This is a genomic window from Paenibacillus tabacirhizosphaerae (assembly GCF_040812395.1).
Lineage (GTDB): Bacteria > Bacillota > Bacilli > Paenibacillales > NBRC-103111 > Paenibacillus_E.
This window is the reverse complement of the sequence record NZ_JBFNXH010000015.1, coordinates 118,307-132,802: the sequence shown is the minus strand read 5'-3', so window position 1 is coordinate 132,802 and position 14,496 is coordinate 118,307. Positions and strand designations below refer to the sequence as shown.

Below are 14,496 nucleotides of genomic sequence, written 5' to 3'. Positions count from 1 at the left end.
ACGCTATCTCTCCAATCTAATTAATCTGAAGTAACAAACCAGTCGGCCTTCTGAGTTGCCAGCAACCTTCTTTGCCCTTGAAATTCTTCGTATAGACTTAACTTATACTGCTTTAAAAATGAGGTTTTAAAAATCATATCCGCATCCGTGAGCTGGATTTTAAAATTTTCATGCTTGCCGAGCTTCAGCTTCGTTCCTGACTCTTCAATCTTTTCCCCGTCAACCGGGTCGAAATCTTTCAGCTCGAACGATTTCTCAAACGATTTTTCACCGGCGGCATCCTCAAAAGCCAACACAAGCTTGTGCCCATCCACATTCGTTTCCAAGTAACCCTCGCGCGTAATTTCATAATTGAATTTAAAGGTAAATGTGTTGTTTTCAATCGCCGTGCCAAAATGATTCAGCGTGACCTTATATGGGTAAAGATCCACTTTCGTCAAAGAGTCAGCGACTCCGTTGTTCGCCTCTGGCACCTTGAACGCTTCGGGTTTCACATATCCATCGGCCTTCTCGTCACCTCTGGTTAACTTGCCTTCCTTCACCGCTTCACCGATGATGAGATGCATATTCTCGGTCGAGAACCCCTTCGGCAGCGAGGCGGATATGTTCAGCAGCGCCGTACCGTTCGGACTTATTTTGTTCGTGACATTGGCAACAGATCCCGGGAGCACGGTTCCGTCAGAAGCTCTGAAATGCGCGACCAGCCTGGACGGTTCTGTGTATCTTTTCTCGAGATTCGTCGCTTCCACCTGAGCGATCACAAGGGAGCTTGTTGGATTCGTATAACGTTTAAGGCTGCGGATTTTGATGTTCGTTTTTCTTCCCTCATCAGAGAGGATGAAGGGCTCGTCCAGGTTGTGGAAAGGAATCGCCTGCATCTCAGCCTGTCCGGCAAACTCGACCAGATCCGTCGTTATCGTATCGCTCTCCTTCTCCTGCAGCACCAGCTTGATTCGCTTAAACTTCGACGTATAAGGAATGTTCCCCACCACCTGCAAATTCAAGGAGGAATCGGATGCAATCCCGACTGCATTCTCCGTTTGCACCACGTTGGCTTGGATTTTTACCGCATCGTCAAGGAGGAAGTATCCGGTCAAATCCGGTATTTTTTGCGTATCTGAACCTGTATTGTGCAAAGTTAGATCGGCGCTGATCAGATCCTGATCTTCCCACGGAAGCCTGTACATCGCATTCAGTTCTGTGGCGTAGACGCCGGCTTTGCTCGTAAACGCATACGCGATGCCAATAGAGCCCTCTTGATTCTCAGCCGGGGCAGGCAGCTGAAAGTCAGCTACAGGCAGATTGATTTTCAAATCAGCAGCGCTTTCTTGCAGGAGCAGCTCCCACTGGCCCGAAGAAACGGCCACAGGGATGGTTCCGGACACCTGTATCTCTTTGTTTTCCTTCGGCTTAATCGACAAATCCTTGAGTCCTTTGGCCTCCAGCGGAAACAACAGGCCGCCCGGCGTGCGGATAAAGAACAAGTAAGCCGGCACATGAACCGCTTGTTCGCCAACATTTTCAAGCGTTAAATAAACGGTCGGCACATGGTATTTTTCATTTTTATTGGCTACGAATTTCTTGATTGAAACTTTTATCTGGGAGTCACCAGCTTGGACGAAAGAACTTCCGGCTGGCGGAGTCACATCCGTATAAGTATCGGGGATTACGACCTGGCCTAGCGCTTTTTCAAATAGCGGGCGATCCACATCCCATTTCATGAACTCGACAATCAGATCATCCAACACCGTATTTTCATCCACAGTGGCATAATAGGTCATTTTTACATTTGTTCCTGGCGCAACCAGACTCTTCGCACCATCGGAAGGAAGCGAACGAACCGTGAATTTGCTGCCTGATTTGTTTTTCAAACGAACCCAGTAATCGATCACTTTTAAATCCGTGCTCCCGCCGTTATGAATCGTAACATCGATAACGGCCAACTTGCTGTTCTGCGAAGATGTCAGGTGAGCCTCTTTCACTTCGAAATAACTTTGTTCCGAAATGGCCACCTTTCCTAGACTGACTGAGCTTTCCCCCTCGGCAAATGCCGTCGATAGAGGACTTATCGAAAGCGATATTGAAAATGCTAATGCTGCCAGTTTGACAAAAGGCGACTTCGTATTCATGCTCTCATCCTATCTCCTATTTTGGATTTTCTGAATTACTGATACATATTGTATCAAAATTTTCATAAAATTGCATAGTTTTGCCTGTAGGATTAATAAATAGCTCATTTCTCATCGGCTCCCCCTGAGACCTGCGGCATAGTCAGTATACCTTTTTTTTATTGATAAGGTGTTAAGGGGATATGGGTTAATTGTAAAGGGGCAGAATTATTGGATGAACAAGAATATCTCTGACTTTTCATCAAAGTCGCGAAAGAAGAGCAGAAAGAAAAACGCCTCGCGGCGTCCTTGGTATAAACCATACGTTCGCGCATGGGGAGTGGACTTAAGACTGGGGTTCTGACCGTTTCTGTTCTACTTTGGGCTGCCTTCCACTCCTCTTTTTCCTGGCCGATCCTCGATTTGGTATTCCCATGAATGTCCCTTTAAGATTCCGGGTACATTTCGCCTCCGCAAGCTTCACATGAAAACGTGAGACAGCCGCCATGCGGCGGCGACGCAACGCGCGCCCGAGGAGGTACTGACGGACCGCCAATTCCCCATGCACAGCAATATCGGCGGAACTACGATGCCTTATTCAACGATAACGTCCCTTTTCTCCCCCTGAAGCGGAACTAGGGTGCGTTAAACAAGAGAAAATATGCCTAGAGCCCAGCATTTCCTGCTCATAAGGTACGGTAGTTCCGCGAAATGTCTCTACAACCGAAAATACCGCCGCATAACGCATCTACGTTCCGCTCACCCGTGCAAAAAGACTATCTTTCGCAGATCGAGGCGGTATTTCAATACTCTGAACCACTGTCGCACTTCCGGATCTTCCACGTCCATCCTGTCAAATGCCCGTACCACACGATGTGTGTGGAATCTCTCCGCTCTGCGAGCTCGTCAGACATACCTGACTGCATATGCTTTCTGGCAGTTAGAAAGGGTATCCCAATCGCTTTAGTTCTGTAAAGGATTTAAACATTCAAGCGTAGAAAAAAACCAGCTTTAAGACGCTGGTTCATCTCGTTTCCGCTCATTATGATTTTCTCCCCATGCACACATCACTTCTGCTACAGGGATTAATGTTTTGCCATATTCACTAAGTGAATATTCTACTTTTGGAGGGACGGTGGGGTATACCGTTCTTTCGATCACGCCTTCTTGTTCCAAGTCTCGAAGATGTTGTGTAAGCATTTTTTGGGAGACATCAGGTATTAACTTTTCCAGATCGTTAAATCGCTTGGTTGATTCCATCAAATGCCATAAAATAACCGGCTTCCATTTGCCGCCTAAAACATGAATGACTGCCTCGATTGGACATTCGCGCTGATGAATCATTGATAAATCACTCCCTTACTTTTAAGTAAGTCCCGTACTTTAAAGTGCGTTCTTAACAGCAGATTATTACCGGGATACAATAAAGTCAATCAAATAAAACGAAAAAAGGAGACAGACAAATGAGTAAATCTTATTGGGGACCGAAGTCAGTAACATTTTGGTTAGTGGGTGTTGTTACGCTGTTGATGTTGTTTTTAGGAGTAAGAGGTTTTATCCAGCCAGAAGCTGCGATCCGAGATTTTGGTATCCCGCTTCATGACACTGCTGATAGATATCTTGTTTATATAAAAGCAGATCGTGATCTGTTTATTGGTATCTTCCTGCTAGTCTTGATGGTACTTCGTATGAGAAAAGCATTGCTTGTTGCTATGTTAACTTCTATCTTAATGCCTATAGTAGATGCCATGTTGGTATTAACGAATGCAGCAGATAAAACACCTTCTTGGATTCATATGGTTACTGCGGTATATGGACTTGTTGTAGGTTGGATGTTGTATCGTGAAGAAGCACGAGCCAAAGCAGCAAATAAATAGAACAAGTTCATCCTGGCAATGTTACCTCTGGAGAACATCTTGCCCGAGTTTCCCAAAAAAAGCCCTAAAAATAATTAAAACATCAAGTTCTCTTAAACCTGATGTCTCAATATCCATTGCTCTATATCTTCTTCTTTATAAATACCTTCTGCAGTCTTTAACCCTATCTCAATCAAGTCTTCTTGACTATACTTTATTGTTATCCCATTCAATCTCAACAACAGCAACATTGTCGCAACGCCTACACGCTTGTTTCCATCTATAAATCCATGGTTCTTAATTATTGAAAAGGATAATACAGATATTTTCTTTAAAATTCCTTCATATAAATCATGACCATCAAATGTTGCAAATGCTTTATTAAGAGCACTTTCAATCAATCCCAGATCTCTAATTCCATCAGATCCGCCAGTAGCCTTTACGATCTTTTTATGAAATGCAATGATTTGAGAAACTTCAAGGGTCTTCATTATTTCGCCAACTCCTCAAGAGCTTCACGGTTCTCACTAATAATTTCGTCCATCAAGTTTTCTAGATGATTCTGATATTTTGTCTTTAAAAACTCAACAAAATCAACAACTTCAAGTTTCTTTTCTTCTGGTAAGGTTAAAAAGTCCTGTATCAATTTCTCCTCCAGACTCACTACCTTCACCCCCATTGGTTTTACTTCTTATTATATACCAAAGTTAAATATTTTTTAACATTAACTTCCTGAATAACTTTCTCCTGAATCTGTGAAACCGAACAAATGAAAACAATAGAATATGAACGTCCGGCGGCTTAAAATGGAGAAAAGAGAGGAACTCTTCGTTTTTCTCAACTTCACCCCGGAGTTGCAATGATGAAACATGTTCTATTCAATATGGACCAAGTGATGGAAACACTGATCGCACATTCTGCTCTAGCACTCATCGACTTGCTTCTTTCATATACGCGGACAGCCAACCGTCTCATAAAAAATAAATTGCCTCGCGTTCATAATCCAACGGTCACACATCCCGAGGTTCTACACGCTTACCTGGGTCTGTTGTGTCAGGGTAAAAGCGATTTCGATCACATCGAGCTTTTCGCGAAGATAAATTTTTCACTAAAGCCCTTGGCATTAAACACGTTCCTTCATCGCCGACCCTCCGTCAGCGGCTTCATCTGGCTGCAGTTGCTAGCTATGACTGGCAGACCAAGGGGCGTAAGCCCCGCAGCGGGAAAACGGTGTCAGATATGCCAGCGCTTCTTAGAATTAACTTTCAAATGCCTTTAAATTAACTTCTAATGTCTTATACAATTCTTTTGAATTCTTACTACTAATAACAAATGATTTACCATTATTTAAAGAAATCTCAATCCCACTATTACCTTCTAATATAAATCCCCATTTTCACCACGCATAACGAGGAATAGCATCGGAATTAGAAACCCAAATAGTAAAGTCATTATAATTAGTCCTATATCGGGCATCGGATGAGTTCCAACTCTCTTATCTAATACCAGTTGCACATAGGCAACTCCCCAAAATAAAAGAGTCGGAATAATAATGATGATCCATATCCACGTAGGAAAATATTGTTTTTCATGAAATAATTTTGCATTATCTGACACACAAAACTACTCCTAACTATGTAATTTGAATTTGTTTTTGGTATTCAAATTTGGGTTCGCTGGTTTCATCTAACGTTGTTGTATTCACGAACCCGAGAGGCTTAAAGGAGCATAGCGACTGGGTCGAAGACTTAGCCTCGCGGGAGTTGTCTACCTGATTCCGCTTCCTCGAAATCAATCTAGCAGCCCCGCAGCGTGAATACGGTGTTAGATGATGTCATCGCCTTCATTGAATACCACACAAATTCTTTAGTTGTCACTATATGTCTGTAAATCATTAATATTGTTTGTAATTAGTAGTACTTCATCACTTTTTGTCTTTACTAAGATATAAGTGGGGTGCATTGATATTTTATATTTATCAAGATGCGGATTATAAGAAAATATATCTGCTTTAATATTCTTCATCGTTTCTTCAGGTAATTTATTGTTATCAAATATGTATAAGGTTCTTTGACTATTTGCATCGTTTTTGTTTATTTGAGTTGTAATTAACATAAAAATGAAAAAGGCAATTATAGGACCATAAACAATGTACTTTAGTATCTTGGTTTTTATTTTATATCCCTCCTTGACATTCACTAACTGAATTGATTTTTAATGTTTGAATATATTGCGATGATTTCATCTAACGTTCTTGTATTCACGAACCCGAAAGGATTAAATCGCATAGCGCCGGGTCCGTTTGCGGACTTAGCCTCGCAGGGTTGTCTGCCTGAATCCTCTTCTTTGAAATACCTCGGGCAGACCAAGGGCCGTAGCCCCGCAGCGTGAATACGGTGTTAGATGATGTCACAGCCCCACAGTTTAACTCCCAAAATTTTTCTTAATAATTCTTAAGAGCTTCTTAAATATAGTGGATTTAGATGTGTTTAATTCTCCTCGCATATAGTTATCGAGGTTATTCTGCTTGGCTTTGAAGCTTGTAAATATATCAATTCCCAAATCATACATCTTAAGGATATTCTCATCATGTATTTTTGTTCTTCTGCTCTTAATTTCAATAATAATTTTATCAATGTCTATACCAGTTAAGTCAGCTGCTAATGTTGAACAATATGTATCGAAACTTAATGAAGCAGCTTCTAATAAATCGTCTAAGTAAATAGTTCCTGTTTGCCTTACTAGATTCTCAACTAATAAATTATAATGACGATAAATCCCCCAAGCTTCTTTGGCATACTGAGATTCTGCTACTAATAGATCTCTAAGTAAATTCCCGTGTATATTCTGATAATTAATTGATTCTATGTATTTAATAATCTCTCGTCTGAAGTGCAGATTCTCATCAATCAATTCATCCGCGTGTTTACCATTCCACTTGAAAGATATATACTCTACACTGTCAGTAGCATATGCTTCAATGAATTTACTCGCATTCATTATTTCAGTCCTTTGCTGTGATTTCATCTAGCGTTCTTGTATTCACGAAGCCGAGAACTTAAGGGACGTAGTCCCGGTCGCAACGCGGTTAGGTTCGCAGAGCTTGTCTGCCTGAAAACGCTCCTCCGAAATTCCTCAGGCAGACCAAGGGAGCGTAGCGACTGCAGCGTGAATACTGGTGTTAGATGATGCCAATGCCCTCATCGAGCTGCTTACACAATTGTTTCCAATGTCCCCATGCCTGTATGTATTCAGCCAAATCATTCGGATGATGCCTTACACTAAGACCAACTCTGCAATAAAGATGTATCAGAACTTCCTCAATCAATCTTGATTTTTCAACATATCCTTGTTCAAGTAAGTCAGAAGCGGCAAATAAGGTTACAGTATCTATATCATCAGGTGATGAACAAAACGCATAGAGAAAATCGTAAATGATTGGTCCTACCATAGGTGATGGATCAATTACACCGATTAATGTTGAGTCATTGTAGACAAAATTATGAACTCCTGTATCACCATGCAACAAATATTTCTTTCCTTGCTCTGAATAATTATTAAATAATTTATTAGCTTTTAATTTAACGTAATTGTAATCTTCTATTGATAATACGCCTCTCAGATTAATCCTAGCTTCTTCAATACTAATTTCATTAAATTCCTTCCACGTCTCTTGTGGGTATTCTATTCTCCCCCAAATGCTCGTATCTTTATATTCTATGTATTTGTTGATTAAATCTTTGACTAGGATTTTCATCCAATTTTTCTTTGGACCACGATTGAATTGAGTTGTTCCATCAATGAATGTATAAGCAAAATATGTACTGTCTTCGGCCGTAATTAGGACTTTGGGTAATAATATTGAGCTCTTATATGTATTAAGCATTTGTTCAACTAACTGAACCAGGTTTGGAGTATCAAATTTCAAAATGTATTTCACTCCATGTTTTGATTCCAATCTTAAAACAAATCCAGTAGTTGTACCGGACAATCTTTGATAACTTATAATTTCATCGTTAATATGATGATATTGAAATAGCTTATTAACCGTCTGAATAGTCGGTTCAATCATTGATGTCTCTACTCCTTACTGTAGTTTTTGCATTGGTTTCATCAAATGTTGTTGTATTCACGAGCCCGAGAGGCTTAAAGGAGCGTAGCGACTGGTTCGCAGACTTAGCCTCGCAGGAGTTGTCTGCTGAATCCGCTTCCTCGAAATTCCTCTTGCAGACCAAGGACTGCTTGCGATCCGCCGCGGGAACACGGTGTTAGGTGATGGGGCACTGAGTTACTCACAAAAATTATTTATAGTTTTTCCTTCTGTTTCTATATTTTGGATTGAACTATAAAAATAAAACCCACATTAAATGTGGGATATTCCTTGGCCCTTCCAGTCCATTGCTCCGTGTATAAAAGTTAAAATCACTATATGATCTTCTTCAATTCTATAAATAAGTCTATATCTGTGTACAAATATTTCCCTTACTTCTAGATCGTTTATTTCTGGTACAACTCTTCCTCTAAGTGGGAATAAATTCAATGATTTAGCTCTTTCCATTGCATCATATAAGAATGAAAGAGCGTATCCAGGAGAGTCTTCATGTATATATTCGACAGCACGTTCTAAATCATTACTTGCTGTTTCTGTCCAAACTACTGATTTAGCCATTTTGACATTCTTTTCTCCATTTCTTCATGAGTTAGAAACTTGCCTTTTTCTAAATCATCAAGTCCTCGTTGAATTTTCTTTCTAACATATAATGTATATTGAATGTCTTCAATTGTGCAGTCATCAGGTAAATTATCAATTATTTGTTTTACTTCGTCTTTATTCATCATACTTATCACCTCAACGATAATTATAACATATTTCTAAATTCGATAACCACGAAAATGCCCACAGTAATGGGTTATATTTTATTTTCGCTTCGCCCTTTCATATAACGTTGTTGTATTCACGAACCCTCACTGGCTTAAGGCGCATAGCGCCGGGTCCGACGGACTTAACCAGTCCAGGGTTGTCGCCTGAATCATCTTCCTCGAAATGCCTCTTGGCGACCAAAGGCCGAAAGGCCCGCAGCGTGAATACGGTATTAACTGATTTCTCCGACTTCCTGAAATACATTCAACCCCCTAATTATTAATCATTAAAATGATACTCTCTCAATTCACAATTCCCTAAATGAAATTTATAAAACTCTTCGTTTAATTGGTCATTAAAGTAAGCATTAATGACTCTACAGACGCCACCATGGGTTACAATTAAGACATTCTGATTCCTGTATTTCCCTTTGATTTCTTCAAGTAAATTAAAAATTCTATGTACTACTTGTAAAAGTGATTCACCACCTGAAAGCTTGCTTGGAAAATGTTTTTTAGCTTCTTTAAAGTGTTCATTGTCACGGAAAACACCTTCAAAAACCCCATAGTTCTGCTCGATTAGTCTGTTATCAATGATTAGATCTTTACCAATGACATTTGAAATTATTTCTGCTGTTTTTATTGCTCTACTCAGCGGTGAAGATATTATGATATCTATTTTCTTTCCGATTATAATTTTTGATAGTTCCTTTGCTTGTTCTATGCCTCTATTCGTTAACGGGACCTCAGTTATTCCACAAACTCGGTTCTCATAATTCCATTCTGTCTGACCATGTCTGACTATAAATAGATTCAAAAAAATCATCTCCATAGAAATGAAATATTAGTCTGAAAAAAGTAGTTGATGATTTAAGGTTCAGAACTCGGAGATTTCAGTTAACGTTGTTGTATTCACGAACCCTCACGGTTAGGTGGTGCAGGGTTGTCTGCCTGATTCCTCTTCCTCGAAATCCCTCAGGCAGACCAAGGGGCGAATGCCCCGCAACGGGAACACGGTGTTAGCTGATGCATCCATCTTCTAAGAATCACCTTCAAAAAATCTTTACCTATACTGTTTTGGGTCATATAGTTTTTGAATAGGTTCTCGGTTTTGAAAGTACCATTCGATTATACGATCCGTTAATCGATCATATAAATCATCTTCTAAATAAGGGTTTTCGTAGTCTCTTATTCTGTTAATGTCATTAACAATTTTTTGTTTAATTGCTTCAGTGAAAATTCCAGAATTAAACAATACATTATAAATATAATCGCAGAACATCCCAAAACACTCATCCCAATTTCCATTTCCGTTCCTTTGTGATTCGTCTCTTAACTTCTCAACTGCCCGAATCAATTCACCTTGAACCGTTTCTGACTGTCCTTGTTTTGGGACATAGGTTTTCCACAAAAATTTAGCTTCTTCGAAATACTTCAAGTTAGTCACCTTCTTGAGTTATGATAATTTTGGTAAATGGTTTATATATTACTTTATGGATGTTTCAGCTAACGTTGTTGCATTCACGAACCCTCACTGGCTTAAGGCGCGTTACGCCGGGTCCGACGGACTTAACCAGTGCAGGGTTGTCTGCCCGATTCCTCTTCTTCGAAATGCCTCGGGCAGACCAAGGGCCGTGGGCCCGTAGCGTGAATACGGTGTTAAGTGATGTTAGGGCCTTCTTCGAAAAACTTTCAAAGTTAGTTATCCTAAATCGTACGTCGACCATCCATTATTCTCTATCTCTATACATGTTTTCCTAAAATGTTTGTATCCTTTAGTTGAATGTAAATTTCTTACCCATTCAATAAATGTTCTCTTGTAAGGATATATAAATCTGATCTTGGATTCGATAAAAAACTCTATATATGGTGTATTATTAAATGCATCTCTCCATGCTACACAGACTGTATTATTCTCATTTAAATCATTTATCGTATATTCTTCTGAGTTATTAATATAAGTAATCCAGTTTTTCCTGCATTCATTAAAATCTATAAACTTCTCCAAATTGCTATGATCGATATACACTATTCCTTTAGTATTTATTGTTTTTATTCTTGAATGATGATACTCCATAGCTTAATCATCACCTTTAACTTTGTTTTATTAATTATTTGCCCCAATTTCATCTTCAACAATTGTCTTTAAATCTCCATTTACATTTTTTATATCGTTGAATCCTTTAATATAACCTATGTTATTAGGTGCTTTCTTTTTCAAAGTTTTCTCTTTTAGATCAATAACCCAAAGATATGGTTTATATTTTGCTGGTACATTAGGATCTGTAAAATATCTTAAATAAAACTGAGGAATATAGTGGTGGTCTCTTTTCTCCATTGAAATACCCCCTGATTTTATTTAAATTTTTTTGGTCAATAATTGCGTATAACGTTCTTGTATTCACGAAACCTCACCGACTTAAGGCCGTTAGGCCGGGCGCGATGCGCTTAGTCGGTGCAGGGTTGTCTGCCGACTCCTCTTCCCCGAAATATCTGCGGGCAGACCAAGGGCTCGCCAGGCCCGCAGCGTGAATACGGTGTTATATGAAGTCAGCCACTTCTTTGAATTACTAGCGAATCCTTCAATGATTCCCTTGGTATTATTAATTCATTTCATAATTTTTACAAATCTTTAAATTCGTTCTTATATTCTTTATTTGTCTTTCTTGTTTCTAGCTTTTTTAATACATAGTCTCTTAATCTATCCAATAGAGCACTTAATACTGACGCTAATATAAATATCATGCATATCGTTATTACTATATAGTCTCGATATTCCAATGGCCCACCTAGACTTAACACGATGATGACTGGGAGTAAAGACATTAATGAACTAGTAATTCTGATCCGATCCTTAAAGGAAGGAAACATCCTATAAAACCGATTCTTTATTGCTAAATAGATTTTTAAGATTTTTCTTTCCCCCTTTCCGAAATGCTTTCATATACTAGTTCTTGGCTGATTTCATATAACGTTGTTATGTTCCCGACGCCTCACCGACTTAAAACCCGACTTCTTCGAAATCCCTCTTGCAGACCAAGGCTCCGTAGGAGCCGCAGTGGGAACACGGTGTTATCCGAAGGAACCGGCATCTTTGAATAACTCACAAAATGTTCTTACTATCCTCTACTTGATTAAAATAATGGTCTATGTAATATGAATTCAACTGTGTGTATAAATTATATATCTCCCACCATCGTGGATTGACTTGTTCTTTCTTAGTAGTTAAATACATATTTATTGAATGCTGTTTAGAAGGTCTATTAAATATTGAATAAATAACTGTTATATAGAAATTATTAAACCTTTCACTATAGACATTACTTGGATGTTCGACATCGAAATGAAATTTTCTTTCACTGCTACTTACAACCAGCATGAATCTCAATTGATCCGACGAGGGATTGAATTCAAATGGAAGTTCAATATGAGCGTACTTATTCTTGGGGATATATGTGTAAGCATTATCAGCGAAGTCCCCATACACTCTAAATATTACTGGAACAAATAGATTATCCCGCTTTATCCCTGGAGTAATATTGTATTAAGGCAGTTTCTCTGTTCCTGTTAATTCGATTGTTCTTTTTATCGTATTTGTTTCTGAACTTTGTGGGCTATTATGATTGGAAATATGTTGGTCCCTGTATTGTTGATACATTTCGGGATTTTCTGTATTTATCAGTTCTCGAAATGAATCCTTAGGTAATCTAACCTTTTTCTGTCCCGGCAATTGAATGTTCAAATCATTATTTTTTAATTCCACCACAGTAAATAACGTCTTTAATACTCCGTTTGTTTTTACTGTAAATCGCTTCATTAATTCACCTCAGCAATCTGACTTCGTCGAAGTTACTTTCAATTTGTTATTTCGGTTCTTTCGGATAACGTAAAATCCGCGACATATGTCGTTTTAAACTCCTTATCGAGAGTGATCTGTGCCTTGTTTATTATCCCTAGTGGGGAAGATTCTATCTAGTGGACTCATGATGCGGCGAGTGTCTTTCACACTGGCAGTTTTGATATTTTCATGACCAAAAAGTTCTTGAAGATAATGTAAATCGGTTCCACCTTCAAGCAAATGCGTCGCGAAGGAATGACGAAGCGTGTGAACGGCCGCCGGCCGCCGATTTTCGAATTCCTGCTGCATCACGTACACGTTCAAATACTTATTGAATAGACCTTTCTGTGATTGGTCGATCACGGTCAACTCCAGGAAAAAGCCAATCATTATAGAACATTCCTTCTCCTTATAAATACAAATCATCTCATATGCAGATCGCGACAGTACAATTACAAGGTCTTTTCTAACTTAGGTGAGCATCAAAATCATTTATGTTTCAGGTTTTGTAGTTTAACGCCCCTTTCTATTATTCAATTAACCCCAAAATTTCCCTGCATACTTTCGCACTTTGTACTCGAAAAGTTTAAAAATTAATGAGAAATGTTACCTCCAAGAGACGTTTATCGTTTAGGATCCAAAAAACAAATAAGGACAGCACCCCAGTGGAGTGACTGTCCCGATGCTTTCGGGTTATATTCATTTGATCGAAGTTTTTTAACAGTCTGTTACGCTAGCTGAAACGTTAGCACAATAAAGCAGCGGTAGTGCTTTTTCCGCGAATGGTTTCGTTTTTCAACGTCAACGTTCCGCAATCTCTGCGGAGTTATTGGTTACAGAGCTCCTTCTGGGGTGGACTCACTAACGTTATTGCGCATTGCTCATACGCTCTCATCCAGAATTCCGCTTACAGCGGCAAATAAAGCTTTTTCGCGACGTTGATCGCGTTCAGCACTTTGGGGAATCCCGTGTACGGGGAACATTGAAGCAAGGCTTCAACCGCTTCTTGTTTCGTTAAGCCTACACGTATTGCCGCGTTGAGGTGAACGTTCAACTGCGGCTCGCATCCACCTTGAGCTGTTAAGGCTCCTAGCGTGACAAGCTGACGATGCTTAGCATCCAATCCTGAACGGCTGTAAACCTCTCCAAACGCGAATTCGATCAGTTGTTCCGCGAGTACAGGAGCTATCTCGGAAAGCGAATCAATCACCGCCTCGCCATGCTGCCCGTCGATTTCCTCGAGTTTATCCAGGCCCCTTTCCCGCCGATCTCCCACCGATTGCTGTAACTCGTCTTGGATGTTTACTTCGATATGTTGTTCTGCGAAAAGTTGCTTCGCAACGCCGATCGCATTTAACGCACGAGGGAAACCGCAAAACGGAATGCAATGCGTGGCGATTTCAATGATTTCGTTGGGGGTGATGCCAACCTTCAAGCCGAAATTCAAGTGCCACTTCAGTTGATTGGGCGTGTCGCCTAATGAAATTAATGCAGAGATAACCACCATTTCTCTTTGCCGGTAAGTGAGAACCGGATTGCTGAACATTTGCCCAAAGATTTCAATAATATATCTGCTGATATGGGGAGAGATGCCACTTAGACCCTGGATGACGCCCTGGATGCCAGCTTCATCCGTTTCTCGGAAAAGTTTTACTCCTTTTTCATAGGAAGAATTCATCACTTAGCTGCCTCCGATTACTCGAAAATATATTTCATAGTTAAGCTTACACCCTAGAGTGCACTCTAAGTCAAATATTGGAACTAAATGATACCCAAATGATTTAAGGCTATCGTAGAAGGAAATGCCCCATTTTATGTAGAACCATTATGATCA

The 14,496-nt window shown here is 39.7% G+C and carries 17 protein-coding genes and 1 pseudogene; 2 read left to right on the top strand and 16 right to left on the bottom strand.

Translation table 11 applies throughout. The features are described from left to right. Window positions 1–20 precede the first annotated feature (20 nt). The gene (locus tag ABRS97_RS22155) at window positions 21–2,129 is read right to left on the bottom strand and encodes a hypothetical protein (RefSeq protein ID WP_367817613.1); all 2,109 of its coding nucleotides are present in this window, start codon (window positions 2,127–2,129) and stop codon (window positions 21–23) included. A gap of 990 nt (window positions 2,130–3,119) precedes the next feature. Then, entirely contained in the window at window positions 3,120–3,452 is a 333-nt protein-coding gene (locus ABRS97_RS22150; RefSeq protein WP_367817611.1) for a winged helix-turn-helix transcriptional regulator, read from the bottom strand. Between the two features lie 119 nt (window positions 3,453–3,571). Between ABRS97_RS22150 and ABRS97_RS22145 the strand changes: the two genes are divergently transcribed. After that, a complete protein-coding gene (locus tag ABRS97_RS22145; protein WP_367817609.1) occupies window positions 3,572–3,985 on the top strand; it encodes a DUF4267 domain-containing protein in 414 nt (137 codons plus the stop codon). Window positions 3,986–4,077: 92 nt separating this feature from the next. On the opposite strand, the gene ABRS97_RS22140 is transcribed toward ABRS97_RS22145, so the two are convergent. After that, window positions 4,078–4,455 (bottom strand): type II toxin-antitoxin system death-on-curing family toxin, encoded by a 378-nt coding sequence (locus ABRS97_RS22140; RefSeq protein ID WP_367817608.1) that lies wholly within the window; start codon window positions 4,453–4,455, stop codon window positions 4,078–4,080. Then, the gene (locus ABRS97_RS22135; protein WP_367817606.1) at window positions 4,455–4,628 is read right to left on the bottom strand and encodes a DUF2281 domain-containing protein; all 174 of its coding nucleotides are present in this window, start codon (window positions 4,626–4,628) and stop codon (window positions 4,455–4,457) included. Before ABRS97_RS22135 ends, ABRS97_RS22140 begins: the two co-directional genes overlap by 1 nt. A gap of 369 nt (window positions 4,629–4,997) precedes the next feature. Between ABRS97_RS22135 and ABRS97_RS22130 the strand changes: the two are divergent. Next, window positions 4,998–5,128, top strand: a pseudogene (locus ABRS97_RS22130) (IS1380 family transposase); the annotation flags it as partial. 213 nt (window positions 5,129–5,341) lie between these two features. Here ABRS97_RS22130 and ABRS97_RS22125 read toward each other — a convergent pair. The 12 genes from ABRS97_RS22125 to ABRS97_RS22070 form a co-directional block, all read right to left on the bottom strand. Then, complete coding sequence (locus tag ABRS97_RS22125; RefSeq protein WP_367817604.1) at window positions 5,342–5,581, bottom strand: DUF6141 family protein; 240 nt, start codon at window positions 5,579–5,581, stop codon at window positions 5,342–5,344. 807 nt (window positions 5,582–6,388) lie between these two features. Then, the gene (locus ABRS97_RS22120; RefSeq protein WP_367817602.1) at window positions 6,389–6,991 is read right to left on the bottom strand and encodes a hypothetical protein; all 603 of its coding nucleotides are present in this window, start codon (window positions 6,989–6,991) and stop codon (window positions 6,389–6,391) included. A gap of 154 nt (window positions 6,992–7,145) precedes the next feature. Continuing rightward, complete coding sequence (locus tag ABRS97_RS22115; protein ID WP_367817600.1) at window positions 7,146–8,036, bottom strand: hypothetical protein; 891 nt, start codon at window positions 8,034–8,036, stop codon at window positions 7,146–7,148. A 291-nt stretch (window positions 8,037–8,327) separates the two neighbouring features. Further along, window positions 8,328–8,633 (bottom strand): type II toxin-antitoxin system RelE/ParE family toxin, encoded by a 306-nt coding sequence (locus ABRS97_RS22110; protein WP_367817598.1) that lies wholly within the window; start codon window positions 8,631–8,633, stop codon window positions 8,328–8,330. Then, window positions 8,618–8,803 carry a hypothetical protein gene (locus tag ABRS97_RS22105; protein ID WP_367817596.1) on the bottom strand — a complete coding sequence of 62 codons (186 nt, stop codon included), beginning with the start codon at window positions 8,801–8,803 and terminating at the stop codon, window positions 8,618–8,620. Before ABRS97_RS22105 ends, ABRS97_RS22110 begins: the two co-directional genes overlap by 16 nt. Window positions 8,804–9,104: 301 nt before the next feature. Continuing rightward, on the bottom strand, window positions 9,105–9,641 hold the full coding sequence (locus ABRS97_RS22100; protein WP_367817594.1) for a histidine phosphatase family protein: 537 nt from the start codon (window positions 9,639–9,641) through the stop codon (window positions 9,105–9,107). Between the two features lie 246 nt (window positions 9,642–9,887). After that, complete coding sequence (locus ABRS97_RS22095; protein WP_367817592.1) at window positions 9,888–10,271, bottom strand: hypothetical protein; 384 nt, start codon at window positions 10,269–10,271, stop codon at window positions 9,888–9,890. Window positions 10,272–10,526: 255 nt separating this feature from the next. Next, window positions 10,527–10,901, bottom strand: a complete 375-nt coding sequence (locus tag ABRS97_RS22090; protein WP_367817590.1) for a hypothetical protein — start codon at window positions 10,899–10,901, stop codon at window positions 10,527–10,529. Window positions 10,902–10,931: 30 nt separating this feature from the next. Next, entirely contained in the window at window positions 10,932–11,162 is a 231-nt protein-coding gene (locus ABRS97_RS22085) for a DUF4238 domain-containing protein (protein WP_367817589.1), read from the bottom strand. 1,206 nt (window positions 11,163–12,368) lie between these two features. Then, window positions 12,369–12,641: a hypothetical protein gene (locus ABRS97_RS22080; RefSeq protein ID WP_367817587.1), complete on the bottom strand. Its 273-nt coding sequence runs from the start codon at window positions 12,639–12,641 to the stop codon at window positions 12,369–12,371. Window positions 12,642–12,743: 102 nt separating this feature from the next. Then, window positions 12,744–13,052, bottom strand: a complete 309-nt coding sequence (locus ABRS97_RS22075; protein ID WP_367817586.1) for a tyrosine-type recombinase/integrase — start codon at window positions 13,050–13,052, stop codon at window positions 12,744–12,746. Between the two features lie 517 nt (window positions 13,053–13,569). Continuing rightward, complete coding sequence (locus ABRS97_RS22070) at window positions 13,570–14,340, bottom strand: carboxymuconolactone decarboxylase family protein (RefSeq protein ID WP_367817584.1); 771 nt, start codon at window positions 14,338–14,340, stop codon at window positions 13,570–13,572. Window positions 14,341–14,496: the final 156 nt, after the last annotated feature.

Bases quoted from the DNA above. Each gene is read 5' to 3' on its own strand.
- ABRS97_RS22070 (WP_367817584.1), bottom strand. From the start codon at position 14,340: ATGAATTCTTCCTATGAAAAAGGAGTAAAACTTTTCCGAGAAACGGAT.
- ABRS97_RS22075 (WP_367817586.1), bottom strand. From the start codon at position 13,052: ATGATTGGCTTTTTCCTGGAGTTGACCGTGATCGACCAATCACAGAAA.
- ABRS97_RS22105 (WP_367817596.1), bottom strand. From the start codon at position 8,803: ATGATGAATAAAGACGAAGTAAAACAAATAATTGATAATTTACCTGAT.
- ABRS97_RS22140 (WP_367817608.1), bottom strand. From the start codon at position 4,455: ATGAAGACCCTTGAAGTTTCTCAAATCATTGCATTTCATAAAAAGATC.
- ABRS97_RS22090 (WP_367817590.1), bottom strand. From the start codon at position 10,901: ATGGAGTATCATCATTCAAGAATAAAAACAATAAATACTAAAGGAATA.
- ABRS97_RS22150 (WP_367817611.1), bottom strand. From the start codon at position 3,452: ATGATTCATCAGCGCGAATGTCCAATCGAGGCAGTCATTCATGTTTTA.
- ABRS97_RS22115 (WP_367817600.1), bottom strand. From the start codon at position 8,036: ATGATTGAACCGACTATTCAGACGGTTAATAAGCTATTTCAATATCAT.
- ABRS97_RS22120 (WP_367817602.1), bottom strand. From the start codon at position 6,991: ATGAAATCACAGCAAAGGACTGAAATAATGAATGCGAGTAAATTCATT.
- ABRS97_RS22080 (WP_367817587.1), bottom strand. From the start codon at position 12,641: ATGAAGCGATTTACAGTAAAAACAAACGGAGTATTAAAGACGTTATTT.
- ABRS97_RS22155 (WP_367817613.1), bottom strand. From the start codon at position 2,129: ATGAATACGAAGTCGCCTTTTGTCAAACTGGCAGCATTAGCATTTTCA.
- ABRS97_RS22110 (WP_367817598.1), bottom strand. From the start codon at position 8,633: ATGGCTAAATCAGTAGTTTGGACAGAAACAGCAAGTAATGATTTAGAA.
- ABRS97_RS22085 (WP_367817589.1), bottom strand. From the start codon at position 11,162: ATGGAGAAAAGAGACCACCACTATATTCCTCAGTTTTATTTAAGATAT.
- ABRS97_RS22145 (WP_367817609.1), top strand. From the start codon at position 3,572: ATGAGTAAATCTTATTGGGGACCGAAGTCAGTAACATTTTGGTTAGTG.